Annotated in this window: 16 protein-coding genes; 11 read left to right on the top strand and 5 right to left on the bottom strand. The window is 63.8% G+C overall.

Annotated features, from left to right (window positions below; genetic code table 11):
- Positions 1-198 precede the first annotated feature (198 nt).
- The 4 genes from ACP15R_RS01065 to ACP15R_RS01050 all read left to right on the top strand — a co-directional run bounded on the left by ACP15R_RS01065 (position 199) and on the right by ACP15R_RS01050 (position 3,547).
- Positions 199-342, top strand: a complete 144-nt coding sequence (locus tag ACP15R_RS01065) for a hypothetical protein (protein WP_424984512.1) — start codon at positions 199-201, stop codon at positions 340-342.
- A 57-nt stretch (positions 343-399) separates the two neighbouring features.
- Positions 400-756: a hypothetical protein gene (locus tag ACP15R_RS01060; RefSeq protein ID WP_424984511.1), complete on the top strand. Its 357-nt coding sequence runs from the start codon at positions 400-402 to the stop codon at positions 754-756.
- A gap of 340 nt (positions 757-1,096) precedes the next feature.
- Positions 1,097-1,300: a hypothetical protein gene (locus ACP15R_RS01055; protein WP_424984510.1), complete on the top strand. Its 204-nt coding sequence runs from the start codon at positions 1,097-1,099 to the stop codon at positions 1,298-1,300.
- 201 nt (positions 1,301-1,501) lie between these two features.
- Positions 1,502-3,547 (top strand): biotin carboxylase N-terminal domain-containing protein, encoded by a 2,046-nt coding sequence (locus ACP15R_RS01050; protein ID WP_424984509.1) that lies wholly within the window; start codon positions 1,502-1,504, stop codon positions 3,545-3,547.
- Positions 3,548-3,595: 48 nt separating this feature from the next.
- Here the strand turns inward: ACP15R_RS01050 and ACP15R_RS01045 are convergent, their stop codons facing one another.
- A complete protein-coding gene (locus ACP15R_RS01045) occupies positions 3,596-4,039 on the bottom strand; it encodes a DUF4174 domain-containing protein (RefSeq protein WP_424984508.1) in 444 nt (147 codons plus the stop codon).
- A 179-nt stretch (positions 4,040-4,218) separates the two neighbouring features.
- Here ACP15R_RS01045 and scpA point away from each other — a divergent pair, with 179 nt between their 5' ends.
- The 7 genes from scpA to ACP15R_RS01010 all read left to right on the top strand — a co-directional run bounded on the left by scpA (position 4,219) and on the right by ACP15R_RS01010 (position 10,171).
- A complete protein-coding gene (scpA, locus tag ACP15R_RS01040; RefSeq protein WP_424984507.1) occupies positions 4,219-6,348 on the top strand; it encodes a methylmalonyl-CoA mutase in 2,130 nt (709 codons plus the stop codon).
- A 14-nt stretch (positions 6,349-6,362) separates the two neighbouring features.
- Positions 6,363-6,833, top strand: a complete 471-nt coding sequence (locus ACP15R_RS01035) for an MAPEG family protein (RefSeq protein WP_424984506.1) — start codon at positions 6,363-6,365, stop codon at positions 6,831-6,833.
- Between the two features lie 78 nt (positions 6,834-6,911).
- Complete coding sequence (locus ACP15R_RS01030) at positions 6,912-7,526, top strand: VOC family protein (RefSeq protein ID WP_424984505.1); 615 nt, start codon at positions 6,912-6,914, stop codon at positions 7,524-7,526.
- A complete protein-coding gene (locus tag ACP15R_RS01025; RefSeq protein WP_424984504.1) occupies positions 7,523-8,047 on the top strand; it encodes an N-acetyltransferase family protein in 525 nt (174 codons plus the stop codon). Before ACP15R_RS01030 ends, ACP15R_RS01025 begins: the two co-directional genes overlap by 4 nt.
- A gap of 9 nt (positions 8,048-8,056) precedes the next feature.
- Positions 8,057-8,737, top strand: a complete 681-nt coding sequence (locus tag ACP15R_RS01020) for a TerB family tellurite resistance protein (protein WP_424984503.1) — start codon at positions 8,057-8,059, stop codon at positions 8,735-8,737.
- Entirely contained in the window at positions 8,737-9,741 is a 1,005-nt protein-coding gene (locus ACP15R_RS01015; RefSeq protein ID WP_424984502.1) for an endonuclease/exonuclease/phosphatase family protein, read from the top strand. The genes ACP15R_RS01020 and ACP15R_RS01015 overlap by 1 nt, the downstream gene beginning before the upstream one ends.
- A gap of 37 nt (positions 9,742-9,778) precedes the next feature.
- Positions 9,779-10,171 carry a hypothetical protein gene (locus ACP15R_RS01010; protein ID WP_424984501.1) on the top strand — a complete coding sequence of 131 codons (393 nt, stop codon included), beginning with the start codon at positions 9,779-9,781 and terminating at the stop codon, positions 10,169-10,171.
- A gap of 9 nt (positions 10,172-10,180) precedes the next feature.
- Here ACP15R_RS01010 and ACP15R_RS01005 read toward each other — a convergent pair whose 3' ends face one another.
- The 4 genes from ACP15R_RS01005 to ACP15R_RS00990 are packed head-to-tail and all read right to left on the bottom strand — an operon-like array spanning position 10,181 to position 15,754.
- Entirely contained in the window at positions 10,181-11,725 is a 1,545-nt protein-coding gene (locus ACP15R_RS01005; RefSeq protein ID WP_424984500.1) for a Ppx/GppA family phosphatase, read from the bottom strand.
- Between the two features lie 49 nt (positions 11,726-11,774).
- Positions 11,775-13,961, bottom strand: coding sequence for an RNA degradosome polyphosphate kinase (locus ACP15R_RS01000; protein ID WP_424984499.1), 2,187 nt, complete (start codon positions 13,959-13,961; stop codon positions 11,775-11,777).
- Between the two features lie 43 nt (positions 13,962-14,004).
- Positions 14,005-14,685, bottom strand: a complete 681-nt coding sequence (locus tag ACP15R_RS00995) for a chromosomal replication initiator DnaA (protein ID WP_424984498.1) — start codon at positions 14,683-14,685, stop codon at positions 14,005-14,007.
- A gap of 1 nt (position 14,686) precedes the next feature.
- On the bottom strand, positions 14,687-15,754 hold the full coding sequence (locus ACP15R_RS00990; protein ID WP_424984497.1) for an AI-2E family transporter: 1,068 nt from the start codon (positions 15,752-15,754) through the stop codon (positions 14,687-14,689).
- Between the last annotated feature and the right edge of the window lie 47 nt (positions 15,755-15,801).

The following is a 15,801-nucleotide window of genomic DNA, read 5'->3' as shown; positions in this document are numbered from 1 at the left end:
GCAAGATATTGCGCATTGCCCCGGGCATGTGGCGGCGACCCGCCACGCTGCCGGACCGGCAACAAACGAGCGTTTCCCATCTGACTGTTTCTACGCTATTCAGGACGCAAGTCGCGGCAAAGCGATTGTGGCCTCCAACGAGGGGCGCGCCGGGGTCAACGAACCTCGCAGAGCGAAGAGAGCAGTCAGGAGACAATCATGTCTACCAGCTTCAGAATTGTCGCGGCGATCGGTCTGGTCGCTGCCATCAGCGCGTGTGATACCTCGCCGCGCGAGGAATTCGTCGTGGCGGAACCCGAAGCCGTCACCATCGAGCCGACCTACACCGGCAAATACGACTAGCCAGACGGCGTTGCCATGTGCCAGAGCCGGTCACGCGCGCTGCGCGGAGGGCGGCTCATGCTGAAGCATCGCGGTTTCCCCGGACGTCTGGCGGGCACGGATTTCCAGTTCACGATCAGGCGGCCGAATCCCAAGGGTGTCACGCCGATCAAGGCGCGCGAACGCTTTGCCGATCGCCGGCCGGCCGACCGGCGGGCGGATGCAGGATTCGTCGCCGCGCTGTGGGAGCATTTCGGCGATCAGCCGTTCGAACGTGGCAATCTAGATGCCGGACGGCTGAGTTGGCTGTTTGGGCGCGAGGTTGTTCCGGCGGAAGAGCCTTTTGATCCAGAGAGTTACGAGTCACTTCTCAAGCTTGATGTCAATATTGCGCGGGTCAGCTTCCCCGAAGTGTTCCGGGGGTATTCCGCGTGATTGGTTCGCGTTTTGCATCAAATCGGCAAGAATCGGCTCAAAGTTGCCGGTCTGAAAACTATCTCTTGGCGAATGGGCAAAAGTGTACCACCGTAAAGGTTGTAGGCGGCGTTCATATTCCCGCGCTGTTTGCAGACTACCTATTCCGTACCCCTTCCCTGAGCGGGCAGGCTTTCGTCTCTGACGATGGCCTGCCCGTTTGTCTCGCCCGGCCGGTTGGCGCGCTGTTTCGGCATCGAATTGCCGATCCCCGGCGGTGGTGCGCTTTGTCGTTGCGCGGGGACGGCGGGGTGGGCCATGTAGCCACATCAGCCACCAGACCCAGAGAAGGACGGGCGAGATGCGAGCAAGCAAGCCATGGATCGCCTTGGTACTTTGTGCGGGCCTGTCGGCCTGTGGCAACACGGTCGGCAAACAGGCGCTCTACGGCGCCGGTGCGGGCGTGCTGGGGGCCGCGGTACTGCAAGGCAGCGTCGTTGGCGGCGCGGTGCTCGGTGCTGCGGGTAACGTACTCTATTGCCAGCAGCGCGGCGGCTGCCGCTAGGTTTCGCGCGCAAACCCGCCTTTCATTTCCTGACCAGACCGACCGCAACCGGTCCGATTCCGCGCACGCGTTTCACCGCTGCCGCGGGCGTCTGTATTCGCCGACGTCAGGTCAATCCCATCTGTTGCAAGACCTGTCGCCGCACCCGGCTGTGCGCGCGTTTCTTGCACCTGCCCAATCACCACAGCCAAAGGACAGTCCATGTTCAACAAGATCCTGATCGCCAATCGGGGCGAAATCGCCTGCCGTGTCATCAAGTCTGCTCGCAAGATGGGGATTTCCACTGTCGCGATCTATTCGGATGCGGACAAGGATGCGTTGCATGTGCAGATGGCGGACGAGGCGGTGCATATCGGCCCGCCGCCCGCCAACCAGTCGTATATCGTGATCGACAAGGTTATGGAGGCCATCCGCAAGACCGGCGCGCAGGCGGTGCATCCGGGTTATGGTTTCCTTTCTGAAAACAGCAAGTTCGCCGAAGCTCTTGAAGCGGAAGGCGTGGCCTTTGTTGGCCCGCCGAAAGGCGCGATCGAGGCGATGGGCGACAAGATCACCTCGAAAAAGATCGCGCAAGAAGCTGGCGTGAGCACCGTTCCCGGTTACATGGGGCTGATCGAGGATGCCGACGAGGCGGTGAAGATCTCCAACGAAATCGGCTATCCGGTGATGATCAAGGCCAGCGCCGGCGGTGGTGGCAAGGGCATGCGTATCGCGTGGAATGACGAAGAGACGCGCGAAGGGTTCCAGAGCTCCAAGAACGAAGCCGCCAACAGCTTTGGCGACGACCGGATTTTCATCGAGAAATTCGTGACCCAGCCCCGGCATATCGAGATCCAGGTGCTGTGTGACAGCCACGGGAACGGCGTCTACCTGGGCGAGCGGGAATGCTCGATCCAGCGCCGCAACCAGAAGGTCGTGGAAGAAGCCCCCAGCCCGTTCCTGGACGAGGCCACCCGCAAGGCGATGGGCGAACAGGCCGTCGCGCTGGCGCAGGCGGTGGGATATACCAGCGCGGGCACGGTGGAATTCATCGTCGATGGTGACAAGAACTTCTATTTCCTTGAAATGAACACCCGCCTTCAGGTCGAGCACCCGGTGACCGAACTGATCACCGGCGTTGACTTGGTGGAACAGATGATCCGCGTGGCCAATGGCGAAAAGCTGCCCTTTGCGCAGGATGACGTGACGCTGACCGGCTGGGCCATCGAGAACCGGTTGTATGCGGAAGACCCCTATCGCGGTTTCCTGCCGTCGATCGGGCGGCTGACCCGCTATCGCCCGCCTGCCGAGATCGCCGCCGGGCCGCTGCTGGAGAATGACAAGTGGCAGGGCGATGCGCCCGCGGGCGACAATGCGGTGCGCAATGACACCGGGGTCTACGAGGGCGGCGAGATCAGCATGTTCTATGACCCGATGATCGCCAAGCTGTGCACATGGGCACCGACCCGCGCACAGGCCATCGAGGCAATGCGCGGGGCACTGGACGGGTTCGAGGTCGAAGGGATCGGGCACAACCTGCCATTCCTGTCGGCGGTCATGGACCACCCGAAATTCGTTTCCGGCGACATGACCACGGCGTTCATCGCCGAGGAATATCCCGAGGGGTTCGAAGGGGTCGACCTGCCCGAGAGCGAGCTGCGCAGAATCGCGGCGTCCTGTGCCGCGATGCACCGGATCGCCGAGATCCGCCGCACCCGCGTTTCGGGCCGCATGGACAACCACGAGCGCAAGGTCGGCAAACGCTGGGTCGTGACATTGCAGGGCGAGCGCTATGACCTCAAGGTCAAGGCCGACCGCGAAGGGGCGACCGTCAAGTTTGCCGATGGCGGCAAGCTGCGGGTGGCATCCGACTGGACGCCGGGCGATCAGCTGGCGGTGATCCAGGTGGACGAGGCGCCGCTGGTGCTCAAGATCGGCAAGATCACCCAGGGCTTCCGCGTGCGTACGCGGGGGGCGGATCTTAGGGTGAATGTGCGCCGTCCGCGTCAGGCGGAGCTGGCGGCGATGATGCCCGAGAAGGTCGCGCCCGATACCTCCAAACTGCTGCTCTGCCCGATGCCGGGTCTTGTCGTCAAAGTCGATGTCGAAGTCGGCGACGAGGTGCAGGAAGGTCAGGCGCTGTGTTCGATCGAGGCGATGAAGATGGAAAACATCCTGCGCGCCGAGAAAAAGGGCGTGGTGTCCAAGATCAACGCCGGGGCCGGTGACAGCCTGGCGGTTGACGACGTGATCATGGAGTTCGAATGATCCGGTGCGGATGAGGGCTGGATATCACGCGACGCGACGCGGCCGGGCTCAGAGCCCGCGCCGCTGGTCGATTTCGCGCTGGCGTTCCGGCGTCTTGTCGATGGACCGGGTGATTTCCCGCACGGTCCACGGCATCGGCTTGCGCAGCTTGACGCCGCCATCCTTGCCCAGCAGCACCAGCATGAATCCGCGCGGGCGCAGTTTCTGCCGCAGCGGGGATTTGGCCGCCGGGTCGGTATCGGTCAGGATCACGACATCACGGTCGATCAGCATCCCGATGTCGTCGCCCAGGCGCTCGATCTGTTCGGCAAATCGCGGATCCGCGGGCGAGTCGGCAAACACCACCACCGGGCGTTTGACCCAGAGGAATTCGCTCAGGTCACTGTCGCCGGCGGGCTGGATCATCGCCGAGCCGGGCGTTGCCGATCCCTCCTGTGCCCCGGCCGGCACGGATAATAACGCCGCGAAAACAAATGCTAAGCAAAGTTTCATAGTCTCTCCCGTTGCTAGACATATAAGCACAAGGGCGACAATTGCGATGCCCGTTTTCGTGACCCCACACAAAAAAATGACCACGGGCGCGCCGGGCTGTGACCGGGCGCGGTGCCGGGCCTAGAAAATCTGGCGGGGCGGGCCCCTGCCTTGGACAGACACGACAAGAGGACGATCAAATGGCTGCTGACAAAGACGACTGGAAAGCCCTTGCCGAGCAGGAGCTGCGTGGCCGCCCGCTTGGCGATCTGAACTGGAAGACGCTGGAGGGCATCGAGGTTCAGCCGCTGTACACCCAGGACGACCTGGCCGACGTGAACCACCTGGGCACGATTCCGGGCAAGGCCCCGTTCACCCGTGGCGTCAAGGCGACGATGTATGCGGGCCGCCCCTGGACGATCCGGCAATATGCCGGGTTTTCGACAGCCGAGGAATCCAACGCCTTTTACCGTCGCGGATTGGCGGCCGGTCAGCAGGGGGTTTCCGTGGCCTTCGACCTTGCCACCCACCGCGGCTATGACAGCGACCACCCCCGCGTTGTCGGCGATGTAGGCAAGGCTGGCGTGGCCATCGACAGCGTCGAGGATATGAAAATCCTGTTTGACGGCATTCCGCTGGACAAGGTCAGCGTATCGATGACGATGAACGGTGCGGTCATCCCGATCCTCGCCAATTTCATCGTCACCGGCGAAGAGCAGGGGCATGACAAATCGGTGCTTGCAGGGACCATCCAGAACGACATTCTCAAGGAATTCATGGTGCGCAACACCTATGTCTATCCGCCGGAACCGTCGATGCGGATCGTGGCCGACATCATCGAGTTCACCTCGAACGAAATGCCCAAGTTCAACAGCATTTCGATCAGCGGCTACCACATGCAGGAAGCCGGCGCGAACCTCGTGCAAGAGCTTGCCTATACGCTGGCGGATGGGCGCGAATATGTGCGCACCGCGATTGCGCGGGGCATGGATGTCGACAAGTTCGCGGGGCGGTTGTCGTTCTTCTTTGCCATCGGCATGAATTTTTTCATGGAGGCCGCCAAGCTGCGCGCCGCGCGGCTCTTGTGGCACAAGATCATGAGCGAGTTCGAGCCCAAGAACCCGAAATCCATGATGCTGCGCACCCATTGCCAGACGTCGGGCGTGTCCTTGCAGGAGCAGGATCCCTACAACAACGTGGTGCGCACCGCCTATGAGGCGATGAGCGCGGTTCTGGGCGGGACGCAATCCCTGCATACCAACGCGCTGGACGAGGCGATTGCGTTGCCGACCGATTTCAGTGCCCGGATTGCCCGCAACACCCAGCTGATCCTGCAGGAAGAAACCGGCGTGACCAACGTGGTCGATCCGCTTGCCGGGTCGTATTACGTCGAGAAGCTGACCCATGATCTGGCAGAAGAGGCATGGAAGCTGATCGAAGAGGTCGAAGAGATGGGCGGCATGACCAAGGCCGTGGCCAGCGGTCTGCCCAAGCTGCGCATCGAAGAGAGCGCGGCCACCCGGCAGGCGATGATCGACCGGGGCGACGAGGTGATCGTCGGGGTCAACAAGTACCGCAAGGACAAGGAAGACCCGATCGACATCCTTGAAATCGACAACGCCAAGGTCCGCGACAGCCAGATCGCGCGGCTGAACGATGTGCGTGCGAAACGCGACGAAGAGGCCTGCATGGCGGCGCTGGACAAGCTGACGCGCTGTGCGGGCGAAGGGGGCAACCTGTTGCAGGCGGCAGTCGAGGCCGCCCGCGCGCGGGCAACAGTTGGAGAAATCAGCATGGCAATGGAAAAGGAATTCGGCCGTCACCGCGCCGAGGTCAAGACGCTTGCCGGGGTCTATGGGGCGGCCTACGAAGGCGACGCCGAATTTGCCGAGATCCAGAAAACCGTCGAGCAATTTGCCGAGGTCGAGGGCCGGCGGCCGCGTATGCTGGTGGTCAAGATGGGGCAGGACGGCCACGACCGGGGCGCCAAGGTCATCGCCACCGCCTTTGCCGATATCGGCTTTGACGTGGACGTGGGCCCGCTGTTTCAGACGCCGGAAGAGGCCGCTCAGGACGCGGTCGACAACGACGTGCATATCGTCGGCATTTCCAGCCAGGCCGCCGGACACAAGACATTGGCTCCGCAGCTGGTGCAGGCGCTCAAGGCGGCAGGGGCCGAGGATATCATCGTGATCTGCGGCGGCGTGATCCCGCAGCAGGATTACCAGTACCTTTATGACAATGGCGTCAAGGCGATCTTTGGTCCGGGCACCAACATCCCGAACGCGGCCAAGGACATCCTGCGCCTGGTGCGCGAAGCCCGCGGCTGATGCGCAGGCGGCCCATGATCGCACTTGGCATGGTGGCCGGTGCGGTATGGGCGCTGGCGGTGGTCTGGGGGCCGCAGGCGCCGGGCCTGCCGTTCCTGCCGCCGCCCTTGGCCTTGCCCGCGGCGTTCATCGCGCCGGGGCTGGTGATGATCGCGATGGTCGGCCGGCTGGCGCAGCGCCGGTTCCTTGATGACACGATCATCGATGGCGAGGATTTCCCGCCGCAAGGCCCGGCCAGGATCGATCAGCGGGTCCTGACCAACACAACCGAACAGCTTGTGCTGGCGCTGGTGACGTGGCCCTTTGTGGCGCTGAGCCTGGGCGGGGTTGTGGTGGTGGCGATGGGGCTGGGTTTTGCGGTGGCGCGGCTGGCCTTCTGGGGCGGCTATCACCTGTCACCGCCCCTGCGGGCGTTTGGGTTCGCGGCGACCTTCTATCCCACGGTGCTGGCGGCGGTCTGGTCGCTGGTGGCGTGGGTGGCGTGATCCCGGGGCCGGTCGATTTTCACCGCTGCACCGGGTTTTGCCCTTTCGCGCGCCGATTGTGCGCGGCAAGATGGTGGCATGTTGAGTTTCGATCATATCGCCGTCTCAGGAGAGACCCTGGCCGAGGCAACCGCGCGGGTCGAAGAGGCCCTTGGCGTCGCGATGCAGCCGGGCGGGCAGCATGACGTGTTTCACACGCATAACACCCTGCTGGGGCTGGCGGATGGGCTGTATCTCGAAGCCATTTCTGTCGATCCGTCATTGCCGGTGCCAGCGCGGCCGCGCTGGTTCGATCTTGATCGCTTTGCGGGCCCCGCACGGCTGACCAACTGGGTCTGCGCGACGGCGGATATGCCAGCGACACTTGCAACGCTGCCGAAGGGTGTGGGCGCGCCGGTGGCGCTGCGCCGGGGGGAACTGCGCTGGCAGATGGCGGTGCCACAGGATGGGGTGCTGCCCTATGACAACCTGCATCCGGCGCTGATCTCGTGGCAGAGCCCGGTGCATCCCAGTGCCATGCTCGCCCCATCGGGCTGTGCGTTGCGACGGCTGATCGTGTGCCATCCCGAGGCACGAGCGCTCGGGCAGGCGCTGCAACCGTTGCTGGCAGATCCGCGCGTGGTCTATGAGCCGGCCCCCCCGGCGCTGCGGGCCGAGATCGACACGCCCGGCGGGCTGCGCGTGCTGCAATGACCGTGCGACAGGCGATTGCGGCAGATGCCGGTGCGATCTGTGCCATCCTCAATCCGATGATCCGCAATTCCACGATCACCTTTACCACGCGCGAGCGCGACCCCGACGAGGTGGCGGCGGACATCCGGGCGCGCGGCCCCGCGTTCCTGGTGGCGGAATCGGCGGGCGTGGTGCGTGGCTTTGCCAGCTTTGGCCCGTTCCGCGCGGGGCCGGGATATGTGCGCACCGCCGAACATTCGATCCACCTGGCGTCTGGCGCGCGCGGGCAGGGGATGGGCCGCGCCCTGATCGCGGCGTTGCAGCAGGCGGCCATCGCGCAGGGCATTCACGTGCTGGTTGCGGCGATCAGCGGGGGCAATGCCGCCGCCATCGCCTTTCACGACGCGGTGGGGTTCGAGCGTGTCGGGCATATGCCGCAGGTCGGGTTCAAGGCCGGGGAACTGCTCGACCTGGTACTGATGCAAAAGATACTGTGCCCGAGACCAGATGGCGCACCTGACACTGCGGCGCAGCCGGGCTAAGCTGATCCCATGTCGATCTGGACCCGCATAACCGATGCGCTGGCGGCGCTGGCCAATGGCGAAAGCCTGACCGCCGTGTTTGACCGCCTGCGCACGCGCCCCGAACGCAGCGTGGCCTTTGCCATTGCCGTGATTGCCCTTGGGGCCAAGATGGCCAAGGCGGACGGGCAGGTGACACGCGACGAGGTGACCGCCTTTCGCGAGGTGTTCCGCATCGGCGAAGAGGACGAGGCCGGGGCCGCGCGGGTGTTCAACCTGGCACGCACCGATGTCGCGGGATACCGCGAGTATGCCCGCCGGATCGGCACCATGTTCGCGGATGATCCCGACACGCTCAGCGATCTCATGGAGGGGCTGTTTCATATCGCCATGGCCGACGGGTTCTATCATCCCGGCGAAAACGAGTTTCTGCAGGACGTGGCCGCGATCTTCAACCTGCCCGATTCCCAGTTCCGGGCGATGCGGGCGCGGTTTGTACCGGATGCCGAGGCGGATCCCTATACCGTTCTGGGGGTCGCGCCCGACACGCCGCTGGCCGAGATTCGCAAGGTCTGGCGGCAATTGGTGCGCGACAACCACCCGGACCGCATGGTCGCGCGCGGGGTGCCGCAAGAGGCGATCAAGCTGGCCGAGAAACGCATGATCGACATCAACCGCGCCTGGGATGAAATCAGCGCCGCGGCGGTCTGATGCGGCTGGCGACCTACAATGTCGAATGGTTCGCCAACCTGTTTGACGAGCATGATCACCTGATCGTCGACGACGGCTGGTCCGGGCGGCGTGACGTGACCCGCGCGCAACAGGCCGAGGCGCTTGGCGTGGTGTTTTCGGCCCTTGATGCGGATGCGGTTCTGGTGGTCGAGGCCCCCAATACCGGGCGCAACCAGAGCACCGTTCGAGCGTTGGAGCATTTCGCGGCGGCGTTCGAACTGCGCGCGCGCCGCGCGGTGATGGGGTTTGCCAATGACACCCATCAGGAAATCGCTCTGCTTTTTGATCCCGACATCCTGACCGCGCAGCACGATCCGGTGGGGCACACCGTCGGCGACCCCGAAGCCCCGCGCTTTGACAGCAGCTTTCGCATCGATCTGGATGTCGACGCCACCGAGGATATCGTGCGGTTTTCCAAGCCGCCGCTTGAGCTTGCGATCACCACCGGGCAAGGGACCGCGCTGCGGCTGATCGGGGCGCATCTGAAATCCAAGGCCCCGCATGGCGCGCGCAATCGGGATGCGGCCATGCGGCTGTCGATCGCCAACCGGCGCAAGCAACTGGCGCAGGCGATCTGGCTGCGGCGACGGATCGACCGGCACATCGATGACGGGGATGCGGTGATCCTGATGGGAGATCTGAATGACGGCCCCGGGCTGGATGAATACGAACATCTCTTTGGCCGCTCTTCGGTTGAAATCCTGCTGGGCGACGACCTTTACGACCCCCATGCGCGCCGGGCGCTGCAACGGCGCCTGGGCGCGCATCCGACAACCGCGCGGTTCCCAAGATATGAGGGCAATGGCTATCTACAGGCGCTGCTGGATTACATCATGCTGTCTCCCGGCTTGATGTCGCGACGCCCCGCCTGGCGCATCTGGCACCCGTTTGATGACGCGCAATGCTGGGAGATGGCGGATTTGCGCCAGGCGCTGCTGCGGGCCTCGGATCATTTCCCGGTGTCGCTGGATATCGACATCTGAGCGTTGAACGCCCGGGCGCGTGGTCTATATTGAACCCATGAAACAATTTGCTCCGCTTGTCCTTGTCGCCGCCCTCGCGGCCACGCCGCTCGCCGCCCAGGACGAGGGCGAGGGCAAGGATCTGATGCAGCGCGGCATGGAGCTGTTGTTCGAGGGGCTGCGCGAGGAAATGTCGCCCGCCCTGCAGCGGATGCGCGAACTGGCGGATGAGTATGGCCCGGCGCTTGGTTCTTTCCTCGAAGAGATGGGGCCGGCCTTTGGCCGGATGCTGGAGGAGGTCAAGGATTGGGCGGCCTATCACCCGCCGGAGATCCTGCCCAATGGCGACATCATCATCCGCAAGAAGATCGAACCGCTAGACCCGCCCGAGGCCCAGCCCGAAGCCGTTCCGCAAACCGATCCGCCGCCGCAGGGTCAGACCGATCTCTGACATTTTCCGTCAGTTGATGTTGATGACTTTCAACTCGGCGGAAAGGGACGACAGCAGCGATTGCATGCGCGCCTGCGCGACCTCGCCATAGAGGTCCTGCGTATCCTTGGAGAGCCGGAATTCGAGCAACCGCCGCTTGGGGTACCATCGCAGGCTGCTCATCGATTCGCCGTCCTGCATCAGCAGCATCGCGCCAAAGCGCATCGCCTTGCCGAGGATCTCGGCCTGAAGCTGGCTCGAGCCGTCGATCAGGCCGAACATGTCCTCAAATCGGGTGCCTTCGCGCTTGTTGCGATAGCGGTGCATCAGGGCGAGGCCCAGGAACACCCGTTCGGAATGCTTGAGCCCACCCAGATTGGCGCGGGTGGCGTTGTCAAAACAGATCTCCGCGCGGTAATCCGGATGCGCCCGCCAGCTTACGTCATGCAGCAGGCAGGCCGCCTTGACGAGCCGCTTGCGCGCGTCGGGGGCGGATTTGAACAGCGGCAGGATGAATTTGAACAGCGTATTGCCAAAACCGGGAAAGCGGGCGTCCTTGGCCTCGGCGAAATGGCAAGCCTCGATCAGCGGGTCGCGGTCGCGCAGCCGTTGCGGCATCTGTTCATAAAGCAGCCCTTCGCGAATGCCATAGCTCGACACCGCGATGTCCTTGGGTTTGAACGTATGCACCAGCCGCGCCAGCACATCCGCCGCCATCGGCACCAGCGCCATCCGCGCCGAAGACACGTTGGCATTGCCGCGCAACCAGTCGGGATCGTTCTTCTCGATGAACTTGACGGTGGCGCGCACGTCCTTGGGGCGCATCCGGTATTCATGCAGCACATGCAGCGGATAGTCGCGGCGCAGCATGTCGATCCGGGCAATCGCCCGCCAGCTGCCCCCCACCAGGAACAGCCGGTCAGGTTGCGGCCCCATGGTGTCGGCAAGCTGGGCCATCGTCTCCTTGATATGTGCCTTGCGCCCGGCGCGCCCGCCCTTGATGCTCGCCAGTTTCAGCGGGCCAAGCGCCGAGGTCACCCGTTTGCCGACGCGCCCGCCGGAGATCTCCGCAAGCTCCATGCTCGAGCCGCCGATGTCACAGACCAGCCCGTAGGAACCGGGCCAGCCAAGCAGCACCCCCTGCGCCGAAAGCCGGGCCTCTTCCTCGCCATCGATCACCCAGATCCGCAGCCCGGTTTCGCGCAACACCTCGTCGCAGAATTGCGGGCCGTCCTCCGCGTCGCGCACCGCCGCCGTGGCCACGGCGGTCAGCGGCGGCAGGTTCATGCCACGCGCCAGGTGCTGGAACCGCTGAATGGCATTCAGCGCCCGCACGCGGCCCTCGGGGTTCAGGCACCCGGATTGCGAAAGCCCCGCACCAAGGCCGCACATGATCTTTTCGTTGTAGAAATAGGCCGGGCTGCGCGCGGCCCCGTCAAACACCACGAGGCGCACCGAGTTCGAACCCACATCAACCACGCCCACCCGCGACAGCGCACGGGCACTGGGGCTGTCAAACAGCGGGCGGCCAAAGGGGTCCCAGTCCGGGCTGGCGGCGGTATTTTCGGTATTCATGCTTCCCCCGGCTGATCCGTGGTCAGGATGCGGGAAGCGGCGGCATGCGTCAATTGCCCGTTGCCTCATCCGTATGTGTCAATTTCGGCACATCGGATGCGCCGGCGGAACCGCGACCGGAGAGCGACGGGTTCTCCATGAAGAACCGGTGACAGTTGAAGGCGAATTCACCTTCGTTCACCGTCGCGCGGGTCGAGCTGCCATCCGGGCCCATGATCCAGGATTGCGCCACATCGGCGAGGTTTGCCGCCATCACCTGGCTGACGATCTGGGCCTTGACGGTGGGGTTCCCGATCTCGACCAGGGTTTCCACCCGGCGGTTCAGGTTGCGGCCCATCCAGTCGGCGGACGAGATGAAAACCCGTGCGCGCTTGCTGGGCAGGCCGTGGCCATTGCCAAAACAGACAATGCGCGAATGTTCGAGAAAGCGGCCGATGATGGATTTGACGCGGATATTCTCGGACAGACCCTTGATGCCGGGACGCACGCCACAGATGCCGCGAATGACCAGGCTGATCTTAACCCCGCCCTGGCTCGCCCGGTACAGCGCGTCGATCACCTCGCTGTCGATCAACGAGTTCATCTTGGCCCAGATCATCGCGGGGCGTCCGGCGCGGGCATGTTCGATCTCGGCTTCGATCATGTCCAACAGGCTCTGTTTCAGGGACAGCGGCGAAATCGCCAGGTTCTCGAGCTGGTCCGGCTGGGCATAGCCCGACAGGAAATTGAACACCTTGGTTGCGTCCCGCCCAAGGGCGGTGTCGCAGGTAAACAGCGACAGGTCGGTATAGATGCGCGCGGTGATCGGGTGATAGTTGCCGGTGCCGTAATGGGTATAGGTCACAAGGCTGTCGCCTTCGCGGCGCACCACGGTGCTGATCTTGGCGTGGGTTTTCAGATCGAGAAAGCCATAGACCACATGCGCCCCGGCCCGTTCGAGCCTGCGTGACTGGCGGATATTGGCGGCTTCGTCGAACCGCGCCTTGAGCTCGACAAGCGCGGTGACCGATTTGCCGTCTTCTGCCGCTTCGCACAGGGCTTCGACAATGGGCGAGTTCTTGGAGGTGCGATAGAGCGTCTGCTTGATCGCCACCACGTCCGGGTCGCGCGCCGCCTGCATCAGGAAACGCACCACCATGTCAAAGGTTTCATAGGGGTGATGCAGCAGCATGTCCTTTTTGCGGATGGCGGCGAACATGTCGCCGTCATGGTCGCTGACCCGCTCGGGAACGCGCGGCGTGAACGAGGGCCACAACAGGTCCGGACGGTTGTCGAGCACCAGTTCGTCAAGGTCGGAAACCCCGATCATGCCGTCGATCTCGACCACCTCGGCGGTTTCGACACCCAGTTCGCTCATCACCGTTGATTTGAGCTCTTCGGGCGCGCCCGCCGAATGGGTCATGCGCACGACCTCGCCCCGGCGGCGGCGCTTGAGTGCCACCTCGAATTCGCGCACCAGGTCTTCGGCCTCTTCCTCGACTTCCAGATCGCTGTCGCGCAGCACCCGGAATTCGAAATGGCTCTTGAGCTTGTAGCCCGGGAACAGGCTGCTGATATGCTCGAGCAACAATTCTTCGAGCAGCAGGAAACGCTGCTGACCCGGCCCGGAGGGCAGGGCCATGAAACGGTCGATCTGGTGCGGGATCGGCAACAGCGCCTGCAACACCCGCTTGTCCCGCGTGCGCTCGAGTTGCAGCGCCAGGCAGAACCCGGTGTTGGGGATAAAGGGGAACGGATGCGCCGGGTCGATGGCCAGCGGCGACAGGACCGGAAAGACCCGGTTCAGAAAGGCATCCGCAAGGAATGTCCTGTCGTCGTCGGTGAGCTCGGCGCGGGTGACGACGATGATCCCGGCCTCTTCCAGCGCCGGTTCAAGCTGCGTCAGCATCTGTTGCTGCGCCTGCATGAGCTTGCGCGTGTCCTCGTGAATAAGCAGCAGCTGTTCCGCGGGGGTCAACCCGTCGGCGGCGGGTGTCGTGTTGCCAGCATGGGCCAGCTCGCGCAGACCGGCGACGCGCACGGTATAGAATTCTTCGAGATTCTTGGCCGAGATCGACAGGAAACGCAGCCGCTCGAGCAGCGGCACGCGCGGGTTCTCGGCCTCTTCGAGAACCCGCCAGTTGAAGGCCAGCCAGCTGAGTTCGCGATTGTTGAACCGCTCGGGACCGGTGAGGTTGAAATCGGGCAGTTCGACAGGTTCGGGAAAGGGCGCGTCCAGGAAGTTGGCATCTGTCATCGGGGTGCAACCAATGGTTTTGAGTGACAAGTACGTGTCCATTTTAGTCAGTCCGCTCCTGAGCGCCAAGCAACTCCGCGGCCAGCCGTCGCGAGAGCGTGTGATGTCGGGACAGGGCCGCCTTGTCCAGACGGTTTACGATGTCTTCGGCGGCCCGGAACGACCGATCCATCCGCGACAGCAGAAAGGGGATGACATCCGGTTTCGGCGTGATTTGCCGGTCGGCGAACAGCTTGGCCAGCACGGCGGCCAGCAACCTGTCATCAGGCGCGAGCAGCGCGATATGGGTGGTGCCGTCAATCCGGCTTTGCAGGTCGGGCAGGGGGAGAGACCACAGGTTCGGCGCCCCCCGCCCGGTCATCAACAGGCGGTTGCCCTGCGACAGGATCAGGTTGTGCAGGTGAAACAGCGCATTCTGCGCCTCGCGATCCGACGCGATGCGCGGCACGTCCTCGACCGCGATACAGTGCCGGGCCAGCGCCGGAATGTCGCGCGATGGCAGCTCTGCGGCGGTCACGATTTCGGCGTCATTGGCGGCGGCCCAGACATGGGTCAGGTGGGTCTTGCCCGCGCCGGTGGGGCCGGACAGCACCAGCTTGCCGTTGGGCCAGCTGTCGCTGGCGTCGATCATCGCAACCGCCATTGCGTTTTCCGGCGAAACAAAGAAGTCGTCCCGCCCCAGCACCGGCATGGCTGGCAAGTCAAAGCTGAGCTGTTCGGGCATGTTATTGTGTGTCCTGGTCCGACTCGCCGCGATAGAGGCGGCTTTGCAGGTATTGATCCACCCCGAACCGCGCAAGGACGCCAAGCGCCGCCGCCACCGGCACGGCGACAAGCATCCCGATGAACCCGAAGAGCGCACCGAAAACCGACAGCGCAAGCAACAGCCACACCGGATGCAGCCCGATCGAGCCGCCGACGAGTTTCGGGGTCAGCACATTGCCTTCGACAACCTGCCCCAGGGCAAACACCCCGGCCACAAGACCGATCGAGGCCCAGTCGCCCCAGAACTGGAACAAGGCCAACCCGATGGCCAGGGAGCCGCCGATCAACGCCCCCAGATAGGGAATGAAAGTGACCAGCCCGGCGACGACGCCCACCACCAGCCCAAAATTCAGCCCGACGATCATCAGGGCGATGGCATAATAGGTGCCCAGGATCAGGCTGACCGTGCCCATGCCGCGAATGAACGAGGCCAGCGTGTTGTCGATTTCGCCCGCCAGCCTGCGGATCACCGGGGCATGTTCACGCGGCAGCAGGTCGTCGATACGCGCGATCATCCGGTCCCAGTCCAGCAGCATGTAGACCGACACCACCGGAACCACCACCAGCAATACCACGATGTTGAGCACCGACAGGGCCGAGCCGAGCACGGATTCGATCAACTCGGGCCCGCGCTCCTTGATCGCCTCGCCGATGGAATTCAGGGTTTCGCGCGCGTTCGACCCTTCGACCAGAAGCGAGGGGAAATGCGTGGCGATGAAATTCTGCAGGTCCCGGAACAGCTGCGGCATGATGTTGATCAGGTCGATCGTCTGGGAAATCAGCGTCGGAATGACCAGCAGCCCCACCAGCACCGCCAGCAGGATGGCCAGGATGGTGATCACCGCCGTCGCCGCCACCCGCGACAGCCCGGCCCGCTCGAGCCGGTCGGCCACCGGGTCGATGAAATAGGCGATGGCGCTGCCGATCACGAAGGGCAGCAACACGTCGCCAAGAAACCAGAGCACGATCGCAAAGATCGCGGTGGCGATGCCCCAGTATTTCATCTGATCCCTGACCGGCAGTGTCATGCATGACCCTTGTTTGCGTTAGCGTATCACATCGCCCATCGCCGGAC

The sequence above is a fragment of the Microbulbifer sp. S227A genome (assembly GCF_049800935.1).
The sequence above is the reverse complement of the archived record's forward strand: the minus strand, read 5'-3'. Positions and strand labels throughout refer to the sequence as shown.

What these genes read in the sequence shown, in the direction of transcription:
- ACP15R_RS01065 (WP_424984512.1), top strand. Translation starts at nt 199, where the DNA reads ATGTCTACCAGCTTCAGAATTGTCGCGGCGATCGGTCTGGTCGCTGCC.
- ACP15R_RS01060 (WP_424984511.1), top strand. Translation starts at nt 400, where the DNA reads ATGCTGAAGCATCGCGGTTTCCCCGGACGTCTGGCGGGCACGGATTTC.
- ACP15R_RS01055 (WP_424984510.1), top strand. Translation starts at nt 1,097, where the DNA reads ATGCGAGCAAGCAAGCCATGGATCGCCTTGGTACTTTGTGCGGGCCTG.
- ACP15R_RS01050 (WP_424984509.1), top strand. Translation starts at nt 1,502, where the DNA reads ATGTTCAACAAGATCCTGATCGCCAATCGGGGCGAAATCGCCTGCCGT.
- ACP15R_RS01045 (WP_424984508.1), bottom strand. Translation starts at nt 4,039, where the DNA reads ATGAAACTTTGCTTAGCATTTGTTTTCGCGGCGTTATTATCCGTGCCG.
- scpA (WP_424984507.1), top strand. Translation starts at nt 4,219, where the DNA reads ATGGCTGCTGACAAAGACGACTGGAAAGCCCTTGCCGAGCAGGAGCTG.
- ACP15R_RS01035 (WP_424984506.1), top strand. Translation starts at nt 6,363, where the DNA reads ATGATCGCACTTGGCATGGTGGCCGGTGCGGTATGGGCGCTGGCGGTG.
- ACP15R_RS01030 (WP_424984505.1), top strand. Translation starts at nt 6,912, where the DNA reads ATGTTGAGTTTCGATCATATCGCCGTCTCAGGAGAGACCCTGGCCGAG.
- ACP15R_RS01025 (WP_424984504.1), top strand. Translation starts at nt 7,523, where the DNA reads ATGACCGTGCGACAGGCGATTGCGGCAGATGCCGGTGCGATCTGTGCC.
- ACP15R_RS01020 (WP_424984503.1), top strand. Translation starts at nt 8,057, where the DNA reads ATGTCGATCTGGACCCGCATAACCGATGCGCTGGCGGCGCTGGCCAAT.
- ACP15R_RS01015 (WP_424984502.1), top strand. Translation starts at nt 8,737, where the DNA reads ATGCGGCTGGCGACCTACAATGTCGAATGGTTCGCCAACCTGTTTGAC.
- ACP15R_RS01010 (WP_424984501.1), top strand. Translation starts at nt 9,779, where the DNA reads ATGAAACAATTTGCTCCGCTTGTCCTTGTCGCCGCCCTCGCGGCCACG.
- ACP15R_RS01005 (WP_424984500.1), bottom strand. Translation starts at nt 11,725, where the DNA reads ATGAATACCGAAAATACCGCCGCCAGCCCGGACTGGGACCCCTTTGGC.
- ACP15R_RS01000 (WP_424984499.1), bottom strand. Translation starts at nt 13,961, where the DNA reads ATGACAGATGCCAACTTCCTGGACGCGCCCTTTCCCGAACCTGTCGAA.
- ACP15R_RS00995 (WP_424984498.1), bottom strand. Translation starts at nt 14,685, where the DNA reads ATGCCCGAACAGCTCAGCTTTGACTTGCCAGCCATGCCGGTGCTGGGG.
- ACP15R_RS00990 (WP_424984497.1), bottom strand. Translation starts at nt 15,754, where the DNA reads ATGACACTGCCGGTCAGGGATCAGATGAAATACTGGGGCATCGCCACC.